Source organism: Cellulomonas humilata (assembly GCF_030814415.1).
GTDB classification, from domain to species: Bacteria; Actinomycetota; Actinomycetes; order Actinomycetales; family Cellulomonadaceae; genus Cellulomonas; species Cellulomonas humilata_A.
On the sequence record NZ_JAUSVB010000001.1, the window covers coordinates 1 to 23,601 of the forward strand.

The 23,601-nt window shown below is 72.8% G+C and carries 16 protein-coding genes and 1 pseudogene; 4 read left to right on the plus strand and 13 right to left on the minus strand.

The features are described from left to right. Window positions 1-622: 622 nt before the first annotated feature. From J2X26_RS00005 to J2X26_RS00015, 3 genes are read right to left on the minus strand one after another with little or no spacing between them, the layout of a single operon-like run. On the minus strand, window positions 623-1,561 hold the full coding sequence (locus J2X26_RS00005; protein ID WP_307488700.1) for a tetratricopeptide repeat protein: 939 nt from the start codon (window positions 1,559-1,561) through the stop codon (window positions 623-625). Between the two features lie 52 nt (window positions 1,562-1,613). Beyond that, complete coding sequence (locus J2X26_RS00010; protein ID WP_307488702.1) at window positions 1,614-2,621, minus strand: hypothetical protein; 1,008 nt, start codon at window positions 2,619-2,621, stop codon at window positions 1,614-1,616. Further along, window positions 2,618-4,225: a hypothetical protein gene (locus J2X26_RS00015; RefSeq protein ID WP_307488703.1), complete on the minus strand. Its 1,608-nt coding sequence runs from the start codon at window positions 4,223-4,225 to the stop codon at window positions 2,618-2,620. Before J2X26_RS00015 ends, J2X26_RS00010 begins: the two co-directional genes overlap by 4 nt. A gap of 217 nt (window positions 4,226-4,442) precedes the next feature. Between J2X26_RS00015 and J2X26_RS00020 the strand changes: the two genes are divergently transcribed. Both J2X26_RS00020 and J2X26_RS00025 read left to right on the plus strand, forming a co-directional pair. Next, the gene (locus J2X26_RS00020) at window positions 4,443-6,683 is read left to right on the plus strand and encodes a hypothetical protein (protein ID WP_307488705.1); all 2,241 of its coding nucleotides are present in this window, start codon (window positions 4,443-4,445) and stop codon (window positions 6,681-6,683) included. A gap of 28 nt (window positions 6,684-6,711) precedes the next feature. Then, window positions 6,712-7,131 (plus strand): hypothetical protein, encoded by a 420-nt coding sequence (locus J2X26_RS00025; RefSeq protein ID WP_307488706.1) that lies wholly within the window; start codon window positions 6,712-6,714, stop codon window positions 7,129-7,131. Here the strand turns inward: J2X26_RS00025 and J2X26_RS00030 are convergent. From J2X26_RS00030 to yicI, 6 genes are all read right to left on the minus strand, one after another. Continuing rightward, window positions 7,128-7,919, minus strand: coding sequence for an alpha/beta fold hydrolase (locus J2X26_RS00030; protein ID WP_307488708.1), 792 nt, complete (start codon window positions 7,917-7,919; stop codon window positions 7,128-7,130). The two genes, J2X26_RS00025 and J2X26_RS00030, sit on opposite strands and share 4 nt — an antisense overlap. Continuing rightward, entirely contained in the window at window positions 7,916-8,680 is a 765-nt protein-coding gene (locus tag J2X26_RS00035) for an alpha/beta hydrolase (RefSeq protein ID WP_307488709.1), read from the minus strand. Before J2X26_RS00035 ends, J2X26_RS00030 begins: the two co-directional genes overlap by 4 nt. After that, complete coding sequence (locus tag J2X26_RS00040; RefSeq protein ID WP_307488712.1) at window positions 8,677-9,522, minus strand: HAD family hydrolase; 846 nt, start codon at window positions 9,520-9,522, stop codon at window positions 8,677-8,679. Before J2X26_RS00040 ends, J2X26_RS00035 begins: the two co-directional genes overlap by 4 nt. Then, the gene (locus J2X26_RS00045; RefSeq protein ID WP_056022526.1) at window positions 9,519-9,818 is read right to left on the minus strand and encodes a hypothetical protein; all 300 of its coding nucleotides are present in this window, start codon (window positions 9,816-9,818) and stop codon (window positions 9,519-9,521) included. The genes J2X26_RS00040 and J2X26_RS00045 overlap by 4 nt, the downstream gene beginning before the upstream one ends. Before the next feature lie 193 nt (window positions 9,819-10,011). Beyond that, entirely contained in the window at window positions 10,012-11,454 is a 1,443-nt protein-coding gene (locus tag J2X26_RS00050; protein ID WP_307488716.1) for a GH1 family beta-glucosidase, read from the minus strand. A 141-nt stretch (window positions 11,455-11,595) separates the two neighbouring features. Next, window positions 11,596-13,863, minus strand: a complete 2,268-nt coding sequence (gene yicI, locus J2X26_RS00055) for an alpha-xylosidase (protein ID WP_307488718.1) — start codon at window positions 13,861-13,863, stop codon at window positions 11,596-11,598. Between the two features lie 179 nt (window positions 13,864-14,042). Between yicI and J2X26_RS00060 the strand changes: the two genes are divergently transcribed. After that, complete coding sequence (locus J2X26_RS00060; RefSeq protein WP_307490666.1) at window positions 14,043-15,047, plus strand: LacI family DNA-binding transcriptional regulator; 1,005 nt, start codon at window positions 14,043-14,045, stop codon at window positions 15,045-15,047. 9 nt (window positions 15,048-15,056) lie between these two features. Here the strand turns inward: J2X26_RS00060 and J2X26_RS00065 are convergent. From J2X26_RS00065 to J2X26_RS00080, 4 genes and pseudogenes are all read right to left on the minus strand, one after another. Then, window positions 15,057-17,003, minus strand: a pseudogene (locus J2X26_RS00065) (beta-galactosidase); the annotation flags it as partial. Beyond that, the gene (locus J2X26_RS00070) at window positions 17,000-17,950 is read right to left on the minus strand and encodes a carbohydrate ABC transporter permease (protein ID WP_307488720.1); all 951 of its coding nucleotides are present in this window, start codon (window positions 17,948-17,950) and stop codon (window positions 17,000-17,002) included. The pseudogene J2X26_RS00065 and the gene J2X26_RS00070, both read right to left, overlap by 4 nt. Further along, complete coding sequence (locus J2X26_RS00075; RefSeq protein ID WP_307488722.1) at window positions 17,947-18,945, minus strand: ABC transporter permease; 999 nt, start codon at window positions 18,943-18,945, stop codon at window positions 17,947-17,949. Before J2X26_RS00075 ends, J2X26_RS00070 begins: the two co-directional genes overlap by 4 nt. Beyond that, entirely contained in the window at window positions 18,945-20,603 is a 1,659-nt protein-coding gene (locus J2X26_RS00080) for a sugar ABC transporter substrate-binding protein (protein WP_307488723.1), read from the minus strand. Before J2X26_RS00080 ends, J2X26_RS00075 begins: the two co-directional genes overlap by 1 nt. 248 nt (window positions 20,604-20,851) lie before the next feature. Here J2X26_RS00080 and J2X26_RS00085 point away from each other — a divergent pair, with 248 nt between their 5' ends. Further along, entirely contained in the window at window positions 20,852-23,599 is a 2,748-nt protein-coding gene (locus J2X26_RS00085; RefSeq protein ID WP_307488726.1) for a glycoside hydrolase family 3 protein, read from the plus strand. Window positions 23,600-23,601: the final 2 nt, after the last annotated feature.

Consider the following 23,601-nt stretch of genomic DNA (forward strand, 5'->3'; position numbering starts at 1 on the left):
CGTCCTGAGCCAGAATCAAACTCTCCGTAAATGTCTACATGGCACCCCACCACCAAAGCAGCAGGGCAACCGACACACGAAATGGTCCCGATAAGAACCGTTCAGATTCGGCTGAATTTTGGCCCCGCCACCCCACGGAGGTGGAAACGACGGAACCTATCTCAACCAAGACCCACCACCCCCACAGCACCCCACCCCGAACGGGACAAGACACCCTGCAGATGACGAGCCATATGGCATCGACTATTTGGCACACTGTTGAGTTCTCAAGGAACAGACGCGCATCCCTCCAGGCCTTTCAACCTGTCCGGAGGCAACCGTTCTAACTTAGCGGAGCGGCCCTTCCCCGTCAAACCTCCTGGTCAGAGGAGATTCAGCTGGGGAGGAACCTGAGTTCCGCGTCCGGACACTCCAGGTGACCGACGATCTGGCCGCCGGTCGAAGAGTCCGAGGATGTCGCTCCGGGGGACCAGCCACTGCGGTTCGATCCGCGGTGTCCGTTCCTCCCTGCCGGGCGACATCGAGAAGATTACGCAGGCACGGGCCGGAAGGGCAAATCCGTGCCCGGTGACGCGGGTCACGTCCCGTTCAGGGCTGCGACCTGCGCAGATGCACGGTCCCCTCAGTACAGGGCGCTCGCCATCGCGCGGCGGGCCGCGATCACGCGGGGGTCCTCGCCGCCGATGACCTCGAACAGGTCGACGAGGCGCACGCGCACCCGCTCGCGGTCCGGACCGAACGTCGTGCGCAGGACGTCGATGAGCCGGCCGAACGCGTCCTCGACCTTGCCGCCGAGGATGTCCAGGTCCGCGACCGCGAGCTGGGCGTCGACGTCCGCCGGGTTCGCGGCAGCGGCCGCACGGGCCGCCTGCAGGTCGAGGTCGCGCGTGCGGTCGAGCAGCCCGACCTGCGCCAGACCGGCGCGTGCGAGGGAGTCGCGGGGGTTCTCCTTGAGCGCCTGCTCGTACGCAGCGGTCGCAGCCGCCAGGTCGTCGCGCTCGATCGCGTCGTAGGCCGCCTGGTGCAGGGGCGGGAGCTCCGGCTCGGGCTCCGGCTCGGTCGCGGCGTCGGCGTCGTTCGGTGCGGCGCGCCCGGTGATGCCGTTCGCCTCGGCGGCGGCGAGCACCTGGTCGAGGACCGCGCGGACCTGGTCCCTCGGGTAGGACCCCTGGAACAGCGGCAGCGGCTGGCCCGCCAGCACCGCGACGACCGTCGGGACGCTCTGGGCCTGGAACGCCTGGGCGATCTGCGGGTTCGCCTCCGCGTCGATGCGGGCGAGGAGCCACCGACCGCCGTCCTCGTCGGCGAGCGACGCCAGGTCGGCGGCCACCGTGGCACTGGCCTCGCTGCGGGGCGACCACAGCACGACGACCACGGGGTGCTCCGTCGAGCTCTGCACCAGGTCGGGGAACGTGGTCTGGTCGACGTCCACCACGTAGGCGCCCGGCGAGGGCAGCCCGCCCGGGCTCCCCGGGGCGGGCGTCGCAGGACGGTTGAGCGTGGACAGGTCGACCGCTCCTCGCACGTCGAGGCGGGGACGGGGTCCGGTGGGCTGCGACATGCGGCGTTCTTCCTTCGTGGCCTGTGTCAGGGTCGGCGGGTCTGCGGGACGGTCACTCGGCGGTCGCCGAGGTGACGGCGTGCTCGGCGGCCAGCAGCTGCACGAGAGCCCCGCTGCCGGCCGGGGGCACGTACATGACGAGCACGTCGGTGAACGTGCGGACGAAGTTGCTCGCAGCGCTCTGCTTGCCGGTGAGCGCCGCGTAGAAGGGGTCGGAGATCGGGATCGTCCCGCCGGCCACGGTCAGGGTCACCGTGGACACGGTGGTGAGCTGGCCGACCACGATCGCGCCGCCGTCGACGGTCTGGAGCGTGACGACCGGCGCAGCCTCAGGGGTATAGGTCTCCGTCGCCGACCCGGCCGCCTGGACCCCCGCCACCGTCGCGGCCCGCGCGGCCTCGATGCTGGTGCGGAACGTGTCCAGCTGGAACGACGCCGCGTAAGGAGAGGCGGCGCCGTTCGCCAGGACGTCCGCGTACTGCTGGAGCGCCTCGGTCGGCGTCACGAGGAGTCCGGTCGCGTCGGGCGCCAGCACGGGGCTGCCGGTCTCCGGCGCTGCCGTGGCCGGCATCTGCACGCCCGCGCCCATCCGTCCCCAGCCCCACAGCCGGTACGGCTCCCGCGGCGCGGTCTGCTGCATCACGAGGATGCGCGGCGCCTGGAGGTCGTCGGGCTGCTTGGTGACGACCAGCTGGGTGCGCGGCCAGACGTCGGTCTGCGGCACGATCAGCGCCTGCTCGTCCGTGGGCAGGGCGGTCGGCGGCTTCGCGCCCGCCGTCGCCGTGGCGCGGGCGTACTCCGCCGTCCGCACCGCGAGCGCCGGGCCCTCCACCCGGGGCGGCAGCTGAGCCGCGTCCAGAGCAGCGTCGGCCGCGGCGAGGACCTCGCCGACGTCGGTCAGCACGTCCTGGGACTGGAACACCGTCGTCGCCGCCGGGGCGACGGCCGGTACGGGCTCGGGCTCGGGCTGCGGGAGCGGCGCGGCGCAGGCGGTCAGCCCGAGCACCAGCGCGCAGCCGGCGGCGACGAGCAGCCGACGGGACCGTGGCGTGCCGGTCATCGCTGCTCCTCTCTCGCGTCGGTGTCGTTCTGCTGTGCGTCGGCGGTGCCCTCGGTCGGTGGCAGCCCCCACGCGCGGCGCCAGGCGTCGGCCCGGGAGCCGGCGGTCGCCGGGTCGTCCGTCGCGGGTGCGTCGCTCGCGGCGGGGCGCACCCAGGTGGGCCGGCCGGCGTGCACCGACGAGTCGGGTCCGGACGCTGATCCGGGACGCACCCGGGCCCCGGGCGGAGGCGGCACCGCGGACCAGCCGGCGGGTCCGCTGCGGTCCGGTCCCGTGACGGGCGTCGGCGCGGCTCCCGTCGTCGCGCTCGATGGTGGCGGTCCGGCGGTCCCTCGGACCCAGGACGGTCGGCCGTGCGGGGTGGCCGGTCCCTGGTCCGCGGCGCGGTCCGGTCCGACGGGTGCACCGCTCGGTCCGACGGGTGCACCGCTCGGTCCGACGGGTGCGCCGCTCGGTCGGCTCGTCGGTCCGGCGGGCGGTGCGCCGCTCGGCCGGCCCGGCGCCGGCGGCGGGGTGCCCGGGCCGGAGGTGCGCGCTGGGGCCGGCGTCGGCGCCCAGGCTCCCGCGGAGTGCCGGTGCTCATGAGCCGGGTTCGCCTGCGTCACAGGGATCGAGTCCGTGGGCGGTCGCAACGCTCGCCGGCTCGTCGCCGTCGATGTCGGCAGGGTCGCGGACGCGGCCGTCGGGACGGCGACGCGTGACGGCTCGGTCGACGCCGGAGCAGGTGCGGAGACAGGTGCCGTCGCAGGTGCGGGGACCTGCGGGACCGGGGCGGACCGCGGCTTGCTCGCGTGCGCCTGCGCAGCCTCGCGCATCTGGCGCCGCGTGAGCACCGGGATCGCGTCGATGTCGCCGCTGACGACCACGGCAGGGGTGGCGCCGGTGGTCACCGGGTGCCACCGCGGCTCGTCGAGCCCGGCACGCCGACGACGGACCTCGCGCAGCAGGAGCCAGACCGAGAGGAGCACCAGCAACGTCCCGACGGCGACGCACGGCCACAGCCAGGGCGTCGTGACCACGCGCGGCCACGCGAGGGACAAGGTGGGGGCGGACTCCCCCGTGCTGACCGCGAGCAGGCTCCAGCGGCCCTCCTGCGCCGGCCAGACCAGCTCGGCGGACCCGGTCCCCGTCTCCTGCGCGACCCAGAGGTCCGACCCGGTCGGGTCGGCGGCGGTGGCCGGTCCGTCGGTGGCCCCGTCGGTCGGCGTGGGCGTCGGCACGGGCTCCGCCGGCGCCGCAGCCGTCGCCGCGTCCGTCGGCTCTGCCGTGGGCGCCGGGGCGGCGACGTCGTCGACCGCCAGCGTGTGCCAGGCCGACAGGCCCGTGACCTGCCCGTGCGCGTCGGTGCCCACCCAGCCGGCCACGTCCGTGTCCCGACCGACCGCCAGGACGACGTTGCCACCGTCGGGCACGCTCACCTTGACGGTCACGGGGTCGCCGCCGAGCTCGAGGACACCCGGGTCGGTCACGAGAGTGTGCGCACCGCCGGACGTCGTCGCGACGAGCACGTCATCGGCTCGCCAGACCGTCGCCGACGCGATGCCGAGACCGATGACGACCAGTCCGACGACGCCGACGGCGGCGGTGGTCAGTCGCTTGAGCACGCAGGATCCTCCAGGGACGGGGACCCCAGGATAGGCAGAGGGGCTCCTCGCGGCCGAACCGGGAACGAATGGACGGATCCGCCCGAGCGTGCATACCTGGGGGTGCGCACATCCGCGGCACCGTGAACACGCGTATCCTGACCGGCGGGCTCCGGAAGTCGACGAGCGCCTCGTCCGAGGCCGCTGAGCGGAGCCACAGTGCCCAGGAGGACTGCTCGTGCCCGACGCCCGGACCCCCTTCCCCGTCGTCAGCTTCCGCGGCTACGAACGCGAAGCTGTCGATGCTCGTATCGCCGGGCTGGAGAAGGCTCTTGCCGACGCCCGCGCCCAGGTGGAGTCCCTCGACGGACGCGCCATGCAGGTAGCCGGCGAGCTGTCCGAGGCGCACCGCCAGCTGCGGGAGGCCGAACGGCCCACCTACTCGGGTCTGGGCTCGCGCATCGAGCAGCTCCTGCGTTCCGCCGAGGAGCAGTCCTCGGACGTCGTCTCCCAGGCGAACGCCCAGGCGGCCGACGCTCTGGCCCGCGCCAAGCTCGCCTCCGGCCAGCTGCGTGCCCGCGCGGAGAACGAGGTCGCCGAGGTCGTCGCCACCGCACGTCGGGAGGCGGACGAGGTCAAGACGACGGCCGCCGCCGAGGCCGAGAGCACGCTCCTGGCCGCGCAGCGCCGCGCGGAGGAGCTCGTCGGCTCCGCCGAGCGCGAGGCCGCACGCATCCAGAGCGCCATCACGACCGAGGAGAGCGAGCGTCGCAGCTCCCTCGAGCGCGAGCTGGGCACGCTGCGTGCGAGCGTCGAGCACGAGGCCACGCAGCTGCGCATCGCGACGGAGCGCACCGCGAGCGAGCTCCGGTCGCGCTCCGAGACGGAGACCACCGCGCAGCGCGAGGAGGCCGAGCGGTACGCGCAGGACCTGCGCCAGAGCGCCGACGCGGACACCACCGAGCTGCGCCAGCGGGTCGAGGGCGAGCTCGCCACCGCGCGGGTCGAGGTCGACCGGTACGTGGCGCAGCAGCGCAGCGACGTGGCCGCCGAGGTTGCCGCCGCCCGCCAGCAGGCCGCCGACGACGTCACCTCGCTCCGGGTGCACACCCAGGAGTACGCGGACGGCCTGCGCGCCGCCGCCGAGCGGGACGCGGCTGCACTCCAGCAGCGGGTCGCGTCCGAGGTCGCCGCGCTGCGGGTCGAGGCCGAGCAGTACGCGGCGTTCGTCCGCGCGCAGGCCGACCGCGAGACCGGCGAGCTGCGCGCGACGACGTCCGACGAGCTCGCCGCCCAGCGGGCGGACGCCGAGCAGACCGTCCTCGCCCTGCGCGGCGACGCTGAGCGGTACGCCGCCGACCTGCGCACGCAGGCGGAGCGCGAGACCACCGAGCTGCGCGAGCGTGCCGGTCAGGAGACGTCGCACCTGCGCGACGTGACGACGCGCGAGGCTGCCGAGCTGCAGGAGGTCACCGCGCGGGAGACCACCGAGCTGCGGGCCGCGGCCGAGCGCGAGAGCGCCGAGCTGCGCGAGCGTGCCCGGCTCGAGGTCGAGCGCGCGATCACCGAGGCCCGCCGGTCGGCGGCCGAGGTGACCTCCTCGGCCAAGGCTCGCGCCGACGAGCTGGTCCGTGACGCGGAGCAGCAGCTGGCCGACGCCGAGCTGAGCATCGCCTCGCGCCGCGAGGCCGCCGAGCGCGAGGACGCAGACCGGCACGAGACCGCGCGGGCGGAGACGGAGCGCCTCGTGCGCGACGCCGAGGCGCACGCGGCGGAGGCCGAGCAGCGGGTGGCGAAGGCGCTCGCGCAGGCCGACAAGGTGCGGACGGACGCCGAGCAGCACGCCAAGGAGCTCCTCTCCAACGCGCGCCGCAACGCCGACCGCGTGGTGGCCGAGGCCCGCGAGCACGCCGAGAAGCAGATCTCCGACTCGATGATCGAGTCCGAGCGCGAGCGGACGACCGCGACCCGACAGGTCGAGGACCTCAACCGGCAGCGCGAGTCGATCACGTCCTACCTCGACGAGCTGCGCAACCTCCTGGGGCACAACCCCGACCGGGCCACCCTCGAGCGCGCCAGCCGGGCGGAGGCCGCGTTCGAGCAGGAGCAGAAGTCGGCCCCGGCGGCCAAGTCGAAGACGGCCCCCGAGAAGGCGTCGTCGGAGTCCGCGCCCGCGCAGCCGCAGAAGTCGGCGGCGACGCCGGACGCGGAGGGCGAGCAGCCTCCCGTCGCGCCCGCCGGAAAGCCGGCCCGACCGGCCTCGCGGCCCACGAAGTCGCGTCCCGCTCCCGTCTCGGCCGCCATCCCCGTCGTCGCGGAGGCTCCGGCCGACGAGACCGGCTCGGACGAGAAGGCGTCGGACGAGAAGGCGCCGGGCGACGCCGCTCCCGCAGAGGAGCAGGTCAAGGACGCGCCTGAGGCTGCCGATGTCGAGGGCGAGCAGCCCACCAAGGACGACGCAGCCGCGCCGACCCGCTGACGGGCTCCCGGCACAAGCAGAGGCGAACGTGACCGACGAGAAGGCTGCCCGCTGGCGCGAGGAGCGGCGGGCGGCGGCTGCCGCGCACGGTGAGCTGCTGGCCAACCGGCAGCGAGCCGAGTCCGCCCAGGCGCAGGAGCAGATCGACGCGTTCCTGCGCCGGGCGCTGAAGTACGGCCCGACCCCGGAGCCGCTCTCGGCGCGCAGCTACGACGGCCGGGCCCACTACAAGACCCCGTTGGTCGGGTGGTACCTGCGGCGCGACGAGACGGTCGCGATCGACACCGACGGGAAGTTCTACGTCCTCACGGTGCCGTCGAGCCTCGCGGCACGGTTCCGCGGCGTGACCCCGGAGCCGTCCGCTCCCCCGCTCGTGATCGGCGCGGGCGGCAAGGACGGCGAGTCCCTCGACATGTCGCAGGCGCTCGCGCGCGTGCTCGGGCGCTAGCCCTCGTCGCTCGTCGCGTCCGCGGCCTGCGCCAGGTCGGCGAGCGCGGCCGCTACCGCAGCGGGCTCCTCGACGGACGACAGGTGCCCAGCGCGCGGGACGACGACGAGCCGCGCCTGCTCCGACGTCGCGACCAGGTGCTCGGCCGCCTCGACGGGGGTCACGGTGTCCTCGTCGCCGACCACCACGACGACGGGCCCGCCGAACGCGTGCAGCACCTCCGAACGGTCCGGTCGTGCCGCCATCGCGCGCTGCGACCAGGCGATGCCGGCGGGCTCCTGCTGGTCGATCCACGCCATGACCTCGTCGGCGACCTCCGGCCGGGAGGACCTCGTCGACTCCCCCAGCAACGAGGACACCATGGGCCGGACGGGGTCGACCGAGCCGGACTCCTCCGCCTCGGCCGCGATGCGCAGCCGGTTGGCGCGCGCCTCGGGGGCGTCGGCCGTCGACTTGGTGTCCACGAGCGCCAGGGCAGCGACGAGGTCAGGGTGGCGTTCGACGAGCGCGAGCGCGACGTAGCCGCCCATCGAGAGGCCGGCGACGACCGCTCGCTCGACGCCCGCAGCACGCATCGCGGCCGCGACCAGGTCTGCCGACGCCTCCAGTGCCGGTTCCGGCAGGTCGGAGGCGTTGCCCGGCGTCCCGGGCAGGTCGACGGCGTGCACCGGGCGGCCGGCGGGGAGCTGACGGGCGACGTCGTCCCACATGCGGTGGTCCAGGGGGAACCCGTGCAGCAGGACCAGCGGCAGTCCGTCGCCGTCCTCGCGGTACGTGTGCAGGCTCATGCGTCGTCCTCCGCGGTCGTGCTCGGACCGGTCCAGGTGGTGGGCAGCGGGACCGGGTGGTCGGGCAGCACGTGGGCGACGATCTCGTCCAGCACGCGCCGGACGGCGGACTCGCCGACCCACAGGTGCTTCGCGCCGTCGACCCCGATGACCTCCGCCTGCGGCACGCGCGCGAACCGTCGCCGGGCCTCGTCGGGGCGCAGGTAGTCGTCGAGCTCCGGGACCAGGACCACGAGCGGCTTGCCGAACGCTGCCCACGCGTCCAGGTCGGTCTCCGTCGCGCGGTGCAGCGGCGGGGAGAGCAGGATCGCGCCCTCGATCGACGGGTCGCGGCCGTGCATGAGCACCAGCTCGGTGCCGAACGACCAGCCGACCAGCCACCGGTTCGGCAGGTCGTGGAACTCGGCGAACTCGATCGCGGCGTGCACGTCGAACCGCTCGGCGACCCCGCCGTCGAACGCTCCCCCGCTGGTCCCCCGCGGGCTCACGGTGCCGCGCGTGTTGAACCGGAGCACGGCCAGGTCCGCGAGGGCCGGCAGCCGCCAGGCCGCCTTCCGGTAGACGTGCGAGTCCATGTAGCCGCCGTGCGTGGGCAGCGGGTGCAGCGTCACGAGCGTGGCCGCGGGTGGTGCGTCGGCGGGCCGGGCGAGCTCGCCGACGAGCGTGAGCCCGTCCGCGGTGTGCAGCTCGACGTCCTGGCGGACCGCCGGAAGGACGGTGAGCGACCGGATGGGGCTGGGGTCCGAGATGTGCGTGGTCATCGGGACGAGCCTAGGACGCCCTCGGCCAGGGCACCCGCGAGGTCCAGCACGTCGGCGACGCCGTCGTCGGCGTTCGAGGCGCAGCGGCGGGTCGCAGCCGCGAGGACCGTCGGGTGCGCGTTGGCCACGGCGAACGACGTCCCCGCCCAGCCGAGCATCGACAGGTCGTTGCGAGCGTCACCGACCGCCCAGACGTCCGCCGGGTCGATACCGCGAGTGGCCGCCCAGTCCGCGAGCGTCGCGGCCTTGGTGATACCCGGGCCGGAGATCTCCCCCAGCCCTTCGGCTCCCGAGTCGGCGACGATCGCCAGGTCGCCGACGACGACGGCGAGCTCGTCGGAATAGGCGTCGCTCGGTGGACGTGTGCTGCGGACCAGCAGCTTGAACGTCGACGGGCCGAGGACGTCCTCGATGCGGTCGGCCGACGGGCTGCCCGGCGGCACCGGGTGGCTGGAGCGGAACCGCGTCTCGTGGGCGAACCCGGCGGCGCGCTCCACCGCGAGGTGCACCACGTCCGGACCGCCCCAGGCCGTGCGGATGCGGTCGGCGATGCGGCCCACCAGCTCCGGGGGCATCCCCCGCTCCGCGAGCATCCGTCCCGTGCCGACCTCGAGCACCGCGGCACCGTTCAGGCAGATGGCGACACCGTGGCCGGCGACGTGCGACGCGAGCTCCCGGAGCCAGCGCGGGGGCCGGGCGGTCACGAACACCACCTCCACCCCGGCCTCGGCTGCTCGCAGGAGTGCGGACGCGGTGCGCGGGGAGACCGTGCCGTCGGGGCGCAGCAGCGTGCCGTCCAGATCGGTGGCGACGAGCCGCGGCGCGCGCTGCTCGTGGTTCATCGGCGGGTCGGTCCGCGGCGGGCGCGGGCCTGCCAGCACGAGGTGTGCCAGTGGCGGCGGTCGTCGAGGGCCTCGCCGAACAGCCCGTCGGTGCGCCACGCGACGACGTGGGCGGTCCCGGCGCTCACCAGCTGGTCACATCCGGGGCACCGGTACTCGCGGTCGGACCCGCGGACCTGCTGGACCGTCCACTCGCCGTCGGCTCCGGACTCCGAGCGCCGGCCGCCGGTCGCCCGGTCGACGTCGAGCTCGACGTGCTCGGCGCCGTACGGCCGCTTGGTCGATCGTCGTCCCACCGGTCCATCCTCCCCCACCGACTCAGGACGTCCGCACGATCGCGCGCCCAGACGACCGAATGCGCGGACGTTGCGGGTTCATGGAGCGGGAGTCCGAGCGTGTAGGGGCTATAGCAACCTCTTGCTCGGACGTTGTGGGTGGGGACAGCGCGACGGCCGAGCTCCCCGTGGGGGCTCGGCCGTCGGCAGTGGGTCAGAGGGCTGCGGACTCCGGGGTCGGGATCGTCTTCGTGCGCAGGAGCTCGCGGTACCAGAGGCCCGAGTCCTTCACGGTGCGCTCGAGGGTGTCGTAGTCGACGCGGACCACGCCGAAGCGACGGTCGTAGCCGTACGACCACTCGAAGTTGTCCATGAGCGACCAGACGAAGTAGCCGCGCACGTCGGCGCCGCGCTCGATGGCCTCGCCGACGGCGTCGATGTGGTCGTGCAGGTACGCGACGCGGTCGGCGTCGTGCACGCGGCCGTCGGCGCTGACCTCGTCGTAGAACGCGGCGCCGTTCTCGGTGATGGCCATGGGCAGGCTCGGGTAGCGGTCGCGGATCTCGAGGAGCAGGTCCACGAGGCCCTGCGGCTCGATGTTCCAGCCCATCGCGGTGTGCGGGCCGGGCTGCGGGAGCCACTCGACGGACGTCGCGCCGACCCACGGGCTGTTCGCTGAGGACCGGTGGCCGTCGGGACCCGGGGTGCCGTCGCCGCCGGCGGGCGTGCCGTGCTGGACCCGACCGGTGGAGTAGTAGTTCACGCCGAGCAGCGCGAGCGGCACCTTGATGACGTCGAGGTCGCCTTCCTGCACGAAGGACCAGTCGGTGATGTGCTCGGTGTCGGCGAAGACCGCCTTGGGGTACTCACCGTCGAGCATCGGGCCCAGGAACACCTCGTTGGCGATGGTGTCGATGCGGCGCTTGGCCTCGATGTCCGCCGGGGAGTCGGACGCGGCGCGGGTGACGTGCAGGTTGAGGGTCACCGAGATCGGGGTGTCCTCGCCGAGCACGTCCTTGATCGCCCGGCCGGCGAGGCCGTGACCGAGGTTGAGGTGGTGGACGGCGGCGAGCGCGGCGGCGTCGTCGGTCACGCCGGGGGCGTGCACGCCCGACGCGTAGCCGAGAAACGCCGAGCACCACGGCTCGTTGAGCGTGGTCCACACGTGGATCCGGTCGCCCAGGACCTCGGCCAGCTTGCGCGCGTACGCGCCGAAGTTGACGGCGGTCTGGCGGTTGGCCCAGCCGCCCTCGTCCTCGAGCGGCTGCGGGAGGTCCCAGTGGTAGAGCGTCGCGACGGGCTTGATGCCGGCGGCGATGAGGCGGTCCGCGAGGTCGACGTAGAAGTCGAGACCGGCCTGGTTGAACTCGCCCGAGCCGGTGGGCTGGACGCGGGGCCACGCGATCGAGAACCGGTAGGCCTGCAGCCCGAGGTCCTTCATGATCGCGACGTCCTGCTCGACGCGGTGGTAGTGGTCGGCCGCGACGTCGCCGGTGTCGCCGTCGAGCACCTTGCCGGGCGTGCGGGAGAACGTGTCCCAGATGGACGGGCCGCGACCGTCCTCGTCGAACGCCCCCTCGATCTGGTACGAGGCGGTGGCCGAGCCCCAGAGGAAGTCGGAGGGGAACTGGCGTCCGGAGGGGCGCGAGGTCGTCATAGGGATGTTCCTTCGGTCGGGCGGAGGTCGTCGGTGACCGTGGGAGCGCAACCACGCGCGATCCGAACGGTCGGGTACAGAAAGATCGAATCGATACGATACACGGTACCGGCCCGCCGGAACAGCCCGGTCTCGCCCGGCTCAGTCTCCGATCGGCAGGGTCACGACGTCCTGGCCGGCGTCGGCCGCGACCGTCGCGCCGCCCGCCACGGCGACCGACCACGGCGCGTCCGTACCCCTCGCCTCGACGCGGACCGTCGACCCGTCCCGGGTCACGACGAAGCTCGCGTCGCCCACCCGTGTCACGGAGCGGTGGCCGTCGGCGAGCTCGACGAGGCGCAGCGTGACGCCGTCGGCCCAGTCGTAGTCCGGCCGGTCCGAGCGGGCGCCGACGGGCAGCACGCTGTCCGGGCGGACGTACAGGGGCAGCGACAGGTAGCCGTGCCGCTCGCGGACCCAGCGCGGTCCGGACACCTGGTCGCCGGTGAGCAGCGACGTCCACGTGCCCTCGGGGAGGTAGACGTCGACGTCCCCGTCCGCGGTGAACACGGGAGCGACGAGCAGGTTCTCGCCGAGCATGTACTGCGTGTCGACGGTCGCCGCGCCCGGGTCGTCGGGGAACTCCAGCACCATCGGCCGCATCACGGGGACGCCGGAGGTGTGGGCGTCCTGGCCCAGCCAGGCGAGGTACGGCATGAGCGAGAGCTTGAGGCGCGTGAACAGCCGCGCGACGTCGACGGCCTCCTCGTCGAACGCCCACGGCACCCGGTAGGAGTCCGAGCCGTGCAGGCGGCTGTGCGACGAGAGCAGCCCGAACGCCAGCCAGCGCTTGAACACGGCCGCGTCGGGCTCGCCCTCGAACCCGCCGATGTCGTGGCTCCAGAAACCGAAGCCCGACGACGCGAGCGACAGCCCGCCGCGCAGGGTCTCCGCCATCGACACGAACGTGGACTCGCTGTCGCCGCCCCAGTGCACCGGGAACTGCTGGCCCCCCGCAGTGGCCGACCGGGCGAACAGCACGGCCTCACCCTCGCCACGCTCGGCCTCGAGCACGTCGAAGACCGCTCGGTTGTAGAGGTGCGTGTAGTGGTTGTGCATCCGCTCGGGGTCGGAGCCGTCGTGCCAGACGACATCCGTGGGGATCCGCTCGCCGAAGTCGGTCTTGAACGAGTCGACGCCCTGGGCCATCAGGCGCCGCAGGTAGCCCTGGTACCAGGCGAGCGCGTCGGGGTTGGTGAAGTCGACGAGTCCCATGCCGGACTGCCACTGGTCCGTCTGCCAGACCGTGCCGTCGGCCCGGGTCACCAGGTAGCCGGCCGCGCGGCCCTCGTCGAACAGTGCGGAGCGCTGCGCGATGTACGGGTTGATCCAGACGCAGACCTTCAGACCCTTGGCGTGCAGCCGCGCCAGGAGCCCCTCGGGGTCCGGGAACGTAGCGGGATCCCACGTGAAGTCGGTCCAGTGGTACGCCCGCATCCAGAAGCAGTCGAAGTGGAAGACGCTCAGCGGCAGCCCGCGCTCGGCCATGCCGTCGACGAACGACATCACGGTCGCCTCGTCGTACTGCGTGGTGAACGACGTCGACAGCCACAGCCCGTACGACCACGCCGGGACCTGTGCCGGGCGGCCGGTCAGCGCGGTGTAGCGGCGCAGCACGTCCTTGGGCGTCGGGCCGTGGATGACGTAGTACTCGAGGGCCTCGCCGGCGACGGAGAACTGCGTGCGGGAGACGGCCTCGGAGCCGACCTCGAACGAGACGAGCCCTGGGTGGTCGACGAACACGCCGTAGCCCGCGTCCGACAAGTAGAACGGCACGTTCTTGTACGCCTGCTCGCTGGCCGTGCCGCCGTCCTCGTTCCAGATGTCGACGGACTGCCCGTTCTTCACGAACGCGCCGAACCGCTCCCCCAGCCCGTAGACGTGCTCGCGGACGCCGAGGCCGAGCTGCTCGTGCACGTAGGCGTCGCCGCGGGCGTCGGTCACCACGCCGACGGAGCGGGCGGTCGACGAGGTCAGCACCCTGCCGTCGGCCTCGAACTCCACGTTCCAGGCGCCGCGCGTGGAGACGCGCGCGGTCAGGGCTCCGGAGCGGAAGGTCGCGACGCCGTCCGCGGCGTCCTCAGCCTCGACCACCTTGATGTCCGCTGGGGTCCGGGTCAGGGCGAAGGACGGACCCCGGTCGACGCCGCCGCGGTGGTGCTCGATGCGCACGCCGATCACGTCGTCCATCGGGCTGTGGAACGAGACCGTGACGAGCGCCCTGTTGAGGGTGTCGCCGCGGGACGTGAGCGGCACCGTCGAGGCGTACACGGTCAGGGACTCCTCGCCCACGACGACGTCCGCGATCTCGCGCGGTCGCAGGACCGTGACGCCCGGAAGGTGCTGCCAGTAGCCGTCCGTGAACTTCATCGTGGCGCCTTCGCGTCGTGGGTCAGAGGACCGGTTCCTTCATCGAAGCGTTTCGATGCTGGTATTACGTTAAAGGGCAGCGTGAACGCTGTCCAGGATGGTGGACTGACGGCCGTCGTTTCGACGGCGGTTCGACTCGCTAGGGTGTCCCCGGCGGGTGGCGACGAGGGGATGACGAGATGGCGACGATCGACGACGTGGCGCGCGTGGCCGGGGTCTCCGTGTCGACCGTGTCCTACACGTTCTCCGGCAAGCGACCGATCTCCGCCGAGACCCGCGCCCGCGTCGAGCGCGCCGTCCGCGAGCTCGACTACCGGCCCCACGCGGGCGCCCGTGCGCTCGCGTCGCAGCGCACCCAGGTCCTCGCCCTCATGGCGCCGCTGCGCGTCGACGTCAACGTCGGCGTGATCATGCAGTTCGTCACCGGCGTCGTCACTCGTGCGCAGTCGTTCAAGCACGACGTCCTGCTGCTCACCCAGGACGACCACGACGGGATCGAGCGGGTCGCGGCCGGCTCCATGGTCGACGCCGTGATCATGATGGACGTCGAGGCCGAGGACCCCCGGCTGCCCATCCTGCGCAAGCAGCGCCAGCCCGCCGTGCTCATCGGGCTGCCGCGCGACGCCACCGGGTTCTCCTGCGTCGACCTGGACTTCGAGGCGGCCGGACGGTCCGCGGTGGCCCACCTCGCCGGGCTCGGGCACCGGCAGATCGCCCTCATCGGCTCCCCCCGGGCGGTGCTCAGCCGCCGGACCACCTACGCCGCCCGCCTGGTGCGCGGGTTCACTCAGGAGTCCGCGCGCCTCGGCCTCGACGCGGTCTTCGAGACCTGCGAGTCCTCCCACAGCGGCGCCATCGAGGCCGTCGACCAGGTGCTGGCGGCCCTGCCGGGCGTCACGGCCGTCATCGTGCACAACGAGGTCGCCCTGCCCGCGGTGCTCGAGACGCTGCGGTCCCGCGGCAAGGACGTGCCCCGGGACATCTCCGTCGTCGCCGTCTGCCCGGAGGACGTGGCCCTCGGGCAGACCCAGGCCCTGACCGCCGTCGACCTGCCGGCGCACACCATCGGCGCCGTCGCGGTCGACATGGCGATCGGCCGGCTCACGGGCGACCAGCCCGCCGAGACCCGCCTCCTCGCGCCGGTCCTGACCACGCGGAGCAGCACTGCTCCCCCGCCCCGCTAGCACCGCGGCACCGCCGGCGGCGAGCCGCAGCACCCCGTCCACGTCAGTGGCCGTCAGCAGGTCGCGGCCCGTCCACGCCAGCTCCGCGGCGGTCTCCCCGTGGTTGAGCGCGAACAGCAGCCCGCCGCGCAGTGCGACCTCGACCCCCTCCGGCACGCTCGGGACCGGCGGCACCACACCGGCAGAAGCGACGCAGTCCGCCACGATCGCGGCGAGCACCGGTGCGGGCGGCACGGTCGAGACGTACCACGCGCTGCCGTGGCGGAGGATCGCCGGGCGGCCGTCGAGGCCCGCACCGCCGTAGGCGGCGAGAACCTCGGCACCGTCCGCCGTCAGGTGCTCCGACCAGAGGGAGGCGGTGAAGGCGCCGTACTGCGCGGAGCGCACCGGGACGCCGGCCGCCGGCAGTGGCCGGTGCTGCTCGCCGGACACCCCGAGCACGTCGGCCCACGGCACCGGGAAGCGACCCTGCCGGATGCGCTGGTCCTCGTCGGCGATCCCGCTGAACGGGCCGACCAGCAGCGTGCCGCCCCGCGACGCCACGCGCGCGAGGTTCGCGGCGTCCGCGTCGGAGACGAGGTGCAGGAACGGCACGACGACCAGGTCGTACCGGTCGAGGTCGGCTCCCGGAGGCACGACGTCGGTCGCGATGCCCGCCCGCCAGAACGGCTCGTGGTACGCCGCGAGCTGGTCCGGGACGCGCAGGTGCGTGCTCGGCACCGAGTCCGCCTCACCGGCCCACAGCGACGGCCAGTCGAAGACCAACGCGACGCGGGCGTCCACCGCGGTGCCGACGACGGACCGCAGCCGGCCCAGCAACCGGCCCTGCTCGCGGACGGCGCGATGCAGGTCGGTGTCCGGGCCGGCGTGCGGGAGCATCGCCGAGTGGAACCGCTCGGAGCCCTGCGCCGAGGCCCGCCACTGGAAGTAGCAGACCGCGTCCGCGCCGTGCGCGACCGCGCGCAGCGAGTCCCGCAGCATCCCGCCGTCCGGCTTGGGCAGGTTGTGCGGGCGCCAGCTCACCGCGCCGGCCGCCTGCTCGAGCAGGGCCCAGGGGCGGCCGCCGCCGATCCCGCGCGTCAGGTCGTGGGTGAGCGCGGCCCGCGCGGGGGCCGCCGGGTCGGCCGGGTCGGCGTAGTGGTCGTCGGCGACGACGTCGAGGTCGTCCGCCCAGGAGAACTGGTCGACCAGCGGGAAGAAGCCCATCGCGTTCGTCGTGACGGGAGCCGTCGAGGAGGCGCGGATGATCTCCGCCTGCAGGCGGTACACGTCGCGCAGCTGGTCGGAGGTGAACCGCCGGAAGTCCAGCAGCTGCGTCGGGTTGTGCACGTAGGGGGCGGCGCGCGGCGGGACGATCTCCTGCCAGTCGTCGTAGCGCTGGCTCCAGAACGCCGTCCCCCAGGCACGGTTGAGGGCGTCGAGGTCGCCGTACCGGGCTTCCAGCCAGAAACGGAACCGGTCCGCGCACAGGTCGCAGAAGCACGCCTGCCCGAACTCGTTGCCCACGTGCCACATCGCGACGGCGGGGTGCTCGGCGTACCGGTCGACGAGCGCGCGGACGAACAGTGCCACGCGGTCGCGGTACACGGCCGACCCCGGGCAGAACTGGTTGCGCGAGCCGACGCTCATCCGGACACCCGACGCGTCCACCGCGGAGGTCGTCGGGTCCAGCCGTGCCAGCCACGGCGGCGGCGACGCGGACGGCGTCGCCAGGTCGACCGCGACCCCGCCCTCGTGCAGCAGGTCGAGCACCTCGTCGAGCCAGTCCCAGCGCAGCTCGTCCGGGCGGGGCTCGAGCATCGCCCACGAGAACACCCCGACGGTCACCAGGTTGACGCCTGCCTCGCGCATGAGCGCCACGTCCTCGCGCGGCCACTGCTCCGGGTTGTAGTCGCCCCCGTACAGGATGCCGCGCTCCCGGGTCAGCGCCTCGAACGAGTTCACGCTCAACGTCATCCCTTGATCGCGCCGAAGATCACGCCCTTGGTGAAGTGTCGCTGCACGAACGGGTACACGATGAGGATCGGCACGATCGCGAGGACCATCACGGCCATCTTGATGGGCAGACCGGTCACCGCGCCCGTCGCGACGTCCACCTGGCCCACCCCGCTGCCCGGCAGCGTCACGCCCTGGAGCACGTACGAGCGCAGCACGAGCTGCAGGGGCCACTTGGCGTTGTCGTTGATGTAGAGGATCGCGTTGAAGAACGCGTTCCAGTACCCGACGCCGTAGAACAGGGCGACCACCGCGATCACGGCACGCGACATGGGCAGCACGATCCGGCCCAGGATCCGCCAGTCGCCCGCACCGTCGATGCGAGCGGCGTCGAGGATGCCGATGTCGATGCCCATGAAGAAGTTGCGCAGGATCAGCACGTTGAAGGCCGAGACGGCCCCCGGCAGGATCAGCGCCCAGTAGCTGTTGATGAGCCCCAGCGAGCTGACCAGCAGGTACGTCGGGATGAGGCCGGCACCGAAGAACATCGTGATCAGGAAGATGAACAGGATCGGGCGGTGCCCGAACGAGCCCGGTCGCGACAGCCCGTAGGCGCCCATGACCGACACCGTGGTGGACAGGACCGTGCCGACGATCGTGATGAAGGTGCTCACGAGGGCGGCACGCGTGACGATCCCGCCGCCCAGGATCTGCGTGTAGGCGTTGATCGTCAGCTCGCCGGGCACCGTCACCAGGCCGCCGACGCGGATGGTCTCGGCCTGCGTCGACAGGCTGGTGAGGATCACCGTGTACAGCGGGAAGAGGACCGCGAGCACGACGCACGTGAGCACGATCGTCTTGAGGGTCTGGCCCCCGATGGACGGGCGACCCTCCCACGCAGGGCGGTGCTTCGAGCGACGTGGCCGCCGTGCAGCAGGTGCGGAGCCCACCGTTGTCTGGGCACTCATGCGCGCTTGTACACCCCCGACTCACCGAACACGTGCGCCAGCTTGTTCGCACCCAGCACGAGCGCGAGGCTGACCACACCCTTGACCAGCCCCGCCGCTGCGGCGAAGCTCCAGTCCCCGTAGACGACGCCCTGGTAGTAGACGTAGGTGTCGATGACCTCGGAGACGTCGGCGCCGACCGCGCCGCGTTGCAGGATGAGCTGCTCGAACCCGACGGTCAGCGCGTCGCCGAGCCGCAGGATCAGCAGCAGGATGATGACCGGCCGCAGCGCGGGCAGGGACACGTGCCACATGCGACGCCACCGGCTGGCCCCGTCCACCGCGGCCGCCTCGTACTGCTCGGGCGGCACCGTGCTCAGCGCGGCGAGGAAGATGATGATCCCCCAGCCCGCGTCCTTCCACACCGACTGCATGGTGATGAGGATCAGGAACGTGTCGGGGTTGGTCATCATGTCGAACCCGGAGCCCAGGCCGTGGTCGCGCAGGGTCTGGTTGATCAGCCCCGCACCGCCGAAGATCTGCTGGAACACCGTCACCACCAGGACCCACGAGAAGAAGTGGGGCAGGTAGACGATCGACTGGATGGTCGTGCGCGTCCGCGGCGTGATCACGCTGTTGAGCAGCAGCGCCAGGAAGATCGGGATCGGGAAGAAGAACACCAGCTGGAACGCGGTGATGACGAGGGTGTTCTCGACCGCGTTGAGGAACGCCGGGTTGGTGAACACGCGCTCGAAGTTGGCCCAGCCGACGAACTGGCTGTGCAGGAACCCGGTGTACGGCGAGTAGTCCTGCCACGCGATGACGTTGCCCAGCATCGGCACGTACGCGAAGACGCCGAGGAGCAGGATGGCCGGCGTCACCATGAGCAGCAGCGACCGGTCGCGCTTGAGGCGGACGCGCCAGCCGATCTTGCGCGTCGGTACGGGCGCCGGGGGCGCCGCCTCCCCGGGAGTCACCACAGGGGGGCGGCGCCGGACCAGCTCGGACAAGGACATCAGCTCTGCTGGTCCAGGATGTCCTGGTAGAACGCCCGGAGCTCCTCGCCGCCGGACGCCCGCCACGTCTCGACGGCCGCGTCGAGGTCGCTCATGTCCTTGCGACCGCGGGAGATGTCCTTCTCCAGGTCGACGAACGGCTGCCCGATCGATGCGTACTCCTGCGGCTCGACGATCTGCTGCGCGTAGAACAGCGGGTCGGTCGCGTACTGGGCCGCGTTCGCCTTCCACTCCGACGCCGCCTTGACGTAGCCCGGGTACTGCACGTGGGTCTCCGAGATCGGCGGGTCGACGAGGAAGATGTAGGTCGGCTGGAGCTCGGTGGCTGCCAGGTCGGTGGGCACCGGGAGCCCGTCGTCGCCGCGCGTGTAGTGCACGCCCTCGACGCCGTTGTTGATGGTGTCGTACTCGGTGGTGCCGTAGGGCGCCGCGAGCACGTTGGCGATCGCGAGGAGCTCCTTGACCTTGGCCTCGTCGTCCGTCTTCTTGATGAACGAGAAGATGTTGGCCGGGTTGCCCTTCCAGAGGATCGGCGTGCCGCCGTCGGCGTCGAACGGGTCGAACGGCTGCTGCCAGTACGCGGGGTTGCTGGCCAGGTTGTCGCGCATGGCCTCGTGCCAGCCGCCGACGCCGTCGTTGGCGATCAGCGACTTGCCGGACTGGAACCGCGCCTTGGCCTCGCCGGACTGGTCGGCGACGGCGTCGGGGTGGACGGCACCGCTGGCGAACAGCGCGGCGTTCCACTCGAGCGCGGCGCGGTACTCGTCGGTCTCGACGCGGTGCACCAGCTTGTCGCCGTCGAGCTTCCACTTCGGCGGGACCGCGTGGATGATTGCGGCCGAGTTCCAGAGGTCCTCGGCGCCCCAGACGCTGCCGCCCGTCAGCTCGAGCGCGAGGTCCAGGAGGTCCTGGCCGTTCTTCACGTCCGGGGTGATGCCGAGCCCGTCGAGGACGTCGCGCCGGTAGAAGATCGCGTCGGTGATGACCTCGCCCGGGAACGGCAGGCCGTAGAGCTTGCCGTTGAAGACGCAGAACTTCCACGCGTCCGAGGAGATGTTGGCCAGGTTCGGGTACGGCGTGACCTTGTCGCCCGCGAGGTACGGCGTGAGGTCCTGGAACACGTTCCTGACGATCTCGGAGCCGAACCGCGGCGGCAGGTTCCAGGTGGGGACGCACACCCAGTCCGGGACGTCCTTGGCCGAGGCCAGCACGGTGGCCAGCTTGTCGCCGTAGACGTTGCCGTCCGTGATCTGGAACTGGATGTCCGAGCCGAGCAGCTCGTTCACGGCCTCGTAGTACTTGTTGCCCTTGGTGGGCGGGATGGTGCCCCACAGCGGGGTCATCGCGGTGTAGACGACGCCGGTGCCCGGGGCGTCCTTCACGGACTGGACGAGCTCGGGCGGGATCGACTCGTACCCCGGCACGGAGCCGTTGACGCTCGGGTAGTCCGGGTCGATGTACGTGACCGGGATGTACTTCGGGATCACGTCGCCCGCGGCGGCGGCGGAGTTGTTCGCGGCCGGGGGCGGGGTGGTCGAGCAGGCTGTCAGGAGACCGGGGATCCCGACGACGGCCGCGCCCGTCGCGATCAGGCCCAGGAACCGGCGGCGGTCGACCGCGTGGTCGCCGAGCCGGCCGAAAGTAGGCGTGGCGTTCATCTGCGTCCCTTCACTTCCTCGTGGAGATCGCGTCGAAGCGGTTCGACGGCGAGACTCTATGGCCATGCCCCGAGCGAGGCAAGACCTACGGGACCTGGATCGGCACTTGCGACAAACAGGGCCGTCAAGCACCATGAATGCCGCACGATGCCTGCTCGCGCGCCGTCGAACCATCGTCGAATCGGTTCGACGTTTCCAGGCTTAAACGTTTTGCAGGCTGTCCCTGACCACTCGACGACGAGGACCCCGTGGCCGACCCGACCCCGACCGATCGGCCCTTCGCGGCGCGCGCCCAGGAGCTCCTGGACCAGCTCACCCCGGCCGAGCGGCTCGCCCTCCTGCACCAGCACGCCGCCCCCGTCCCCCGCGTCGGTCTCGGTCCGTTCCGCACGGGCACCGAAGGGCTGCACGGGGTCGCGTGGCTCGGGACGGCCACCACGTTCCCGCAGCCCGTCGGGCTCGCCGCGACGTGGGACGCGGACCTGCTGGAGCGCGTCGGCACCGTCGTCGGCACCGAGGTCCGGGCCAAGCACGCCGCCGACCCCACCGTCTCGCTCAATGTGTGGGCGCCGGTGGTCAACCCGCTGCGCCACCCGCGGTGGGGTCGCAACGAGGAGGGGTTCTCGGAGGACCCGCACCTCACCGCGTACCTCGCCACCGCGTACGCCCGGGGCCTGCGCGGCGGCCACCCGACCTACTGGCGCACGGTCCCCACACTGAAGCACCTCGTCGCCTACGGGAACGAGACCGACCGCAGCGTCACCAGCGCGCAACTGTCGCCCCGGGTGCTGCACGAGTACGAGCTGCCGGCATTCCGCGGCCCCATCGAGGCCGGTGTCGTGGGCGCGGTGATGCCGTCGTACAACCTGGTCAACGGCCGCCCGAACCACGTCGCCCGCGAGCTCCTGGACGAGGTCCGCGGGTGGACGCAGGCGTCCCTGTTCGTCGTCTCGGACGCCGGCGCACCGACCAACCTGGTGGTCGGCGAGCGCTACTACGACGACCACGTCGAGGCCGCCGCCGCCGCGGTCCGGGCCGGCGTGGACTCGTTCACCGACCACGACGCCGACCCGACCCGGACGATCGCGCACCTGACCGCCGCCCTGGAGCGCGGGCTCCTCGACCAGGCGGACGTCGACCGCGCCGCGCTGCGCCAGCTCGAGCTGCGCCTGGCGACCGGCGAGCTGGACCCCGACCTCGACCCCTGGGCCTCCGTGAACGCCGCCGACCTCGACCTGCCCGCCAGCCGCGCTCTGGCCCGCGAGGCGGCGACACGTGCGGTCGTCGTCCTGGAGAACGACGGCGTGCTGCCCCTGCGACACGGCTCCCGCGTGGCCGTCGTCGGACCCCACGCCGACCAGGTCCTCGCCGACTGGTACTCGGGCACGCCGCCCTACACGGTCTCGATCGCCGAGGCGCTCGACCCGGTCGACGTGGTCAACGGCGCCGACACCGTCGCGCTGCGGTCCCGCACGACGGGTGACTACGTGGACGTCGGCACGGACGGGATGCTCGTCGCCACCGCCCGCACGGCTGCCCCCCACGACGTCACCGACTGGGGCGAGGGCGTCCTGACGCTCCGTGCCGTGGGATCCGGTCTGCTCTGGACGGGCGCCGGCTGGATCCTGCGCGCGGACGCGCCGAGCGTGCACGGGTGGGTGGCGCAGGAGAGCTTCCGGGCGCACCGGCACGACGACGGCTCCGTCTCGTTGCAGCACACGGGCTCCGGCCGCTGGGTGATGGTGCAGCGCGACGGCGGCGTGCTCGTGGCCGACGCGTCCTCCGCGGCGACCGCCGAGCGGTTCACGCTGCGCACCGTCCGGTCCGGGACCGCGCGCGCAGTGGACGCGGCGCGCGACGCCGACGTCGTCGTGCTGGCGGTCGGCAACGACCCCCACCTGCTCGGCCGGGAGACCGAGGACCGCCCGCACCTGCGGCTGCCCGAGTCGCAGGCGGAGCTCGCCCGCGCGGTGCTGGAGGCCAACCCCGCGACGGTCCTCGTCGTCGTCTCGTCGTACCCGTACGTCCTCGGAGCGCTCGGCGACGACGCCGCGGCCGTCGTGTGGTCCGCGCACGGCGGCCAGGAGCTCGGCCACGGGCTGGCGGACGTGCTCCGCGGCGACGCCGAGCCGTACGGCCGGCTGGCGCAGGCCTGGCCCGAGACCGAGCAGGACGCCGGTGACCTGCTCGACTACGACGTCATCGGCGGCGGGCTCACGCACTGGTACGCGCCCCGGCCCGCCCGGTGGGCGTTCGGGCACGGCCGGAGCTACACGACCGTCGCCTACGAGGCGATCGAGCGGACCGCCGACTCGGTCCGGGTGACCGTCCGGAACACGGGCGACCGGCCGGTCGACGAGCTGGTCCAGGTCTACGCGGCCGCCCCGGAGCACCGGCTGCCGGTGCCGCACCGCCGGCTCGTCGCGCACCGACGGGTCCGGCTGGAGCCCGCGCAGACGGCGGTCGTCGACCTCGACATCGCCGCTGACGCGTTCGCGGTCTGGGACGTCACGAGCGGACGGTTCGTCGTCGAGCCCGGGCGGTACGAGCTGCACGCGGGGCCGTCCTCGGCGGACCTGCCCCTCGTGGTCGAGGTCGACGTCGACGGCGAGCCCGTCCCCGCGCGCAGGCTCGACGCATGGGTGCGCGCCATCGACCACGACGAGCGCGAGGACATCACGTTCGCCGAACGTACCCGCGAGGTTGGCGACGCCCTCGAGGTCACGCGGGGGCGGCGCACCGGCTGGGTGGTGTTCCGGGACGTCGACCTCACGGGGGTCGGCCGCGTCGAGCTGGCCGTGGCGCGAGGTGGGTCGGTGCGGGTCGAGGTGCGCGACGCGCGCGGGTGGCGGTCGCTCGGGACGGCGTCCTCGCCGACCGGCGGCCGGTACGACTGGTCGAGCGTGGAGATCCCGGTGTCGTCCGCGGCCGTCGGTGACCTGCGACTGGTCCTGGTCGGTGAGATCCGGCTCGGATCCCTGCGGGGCCGCGCGTAGCG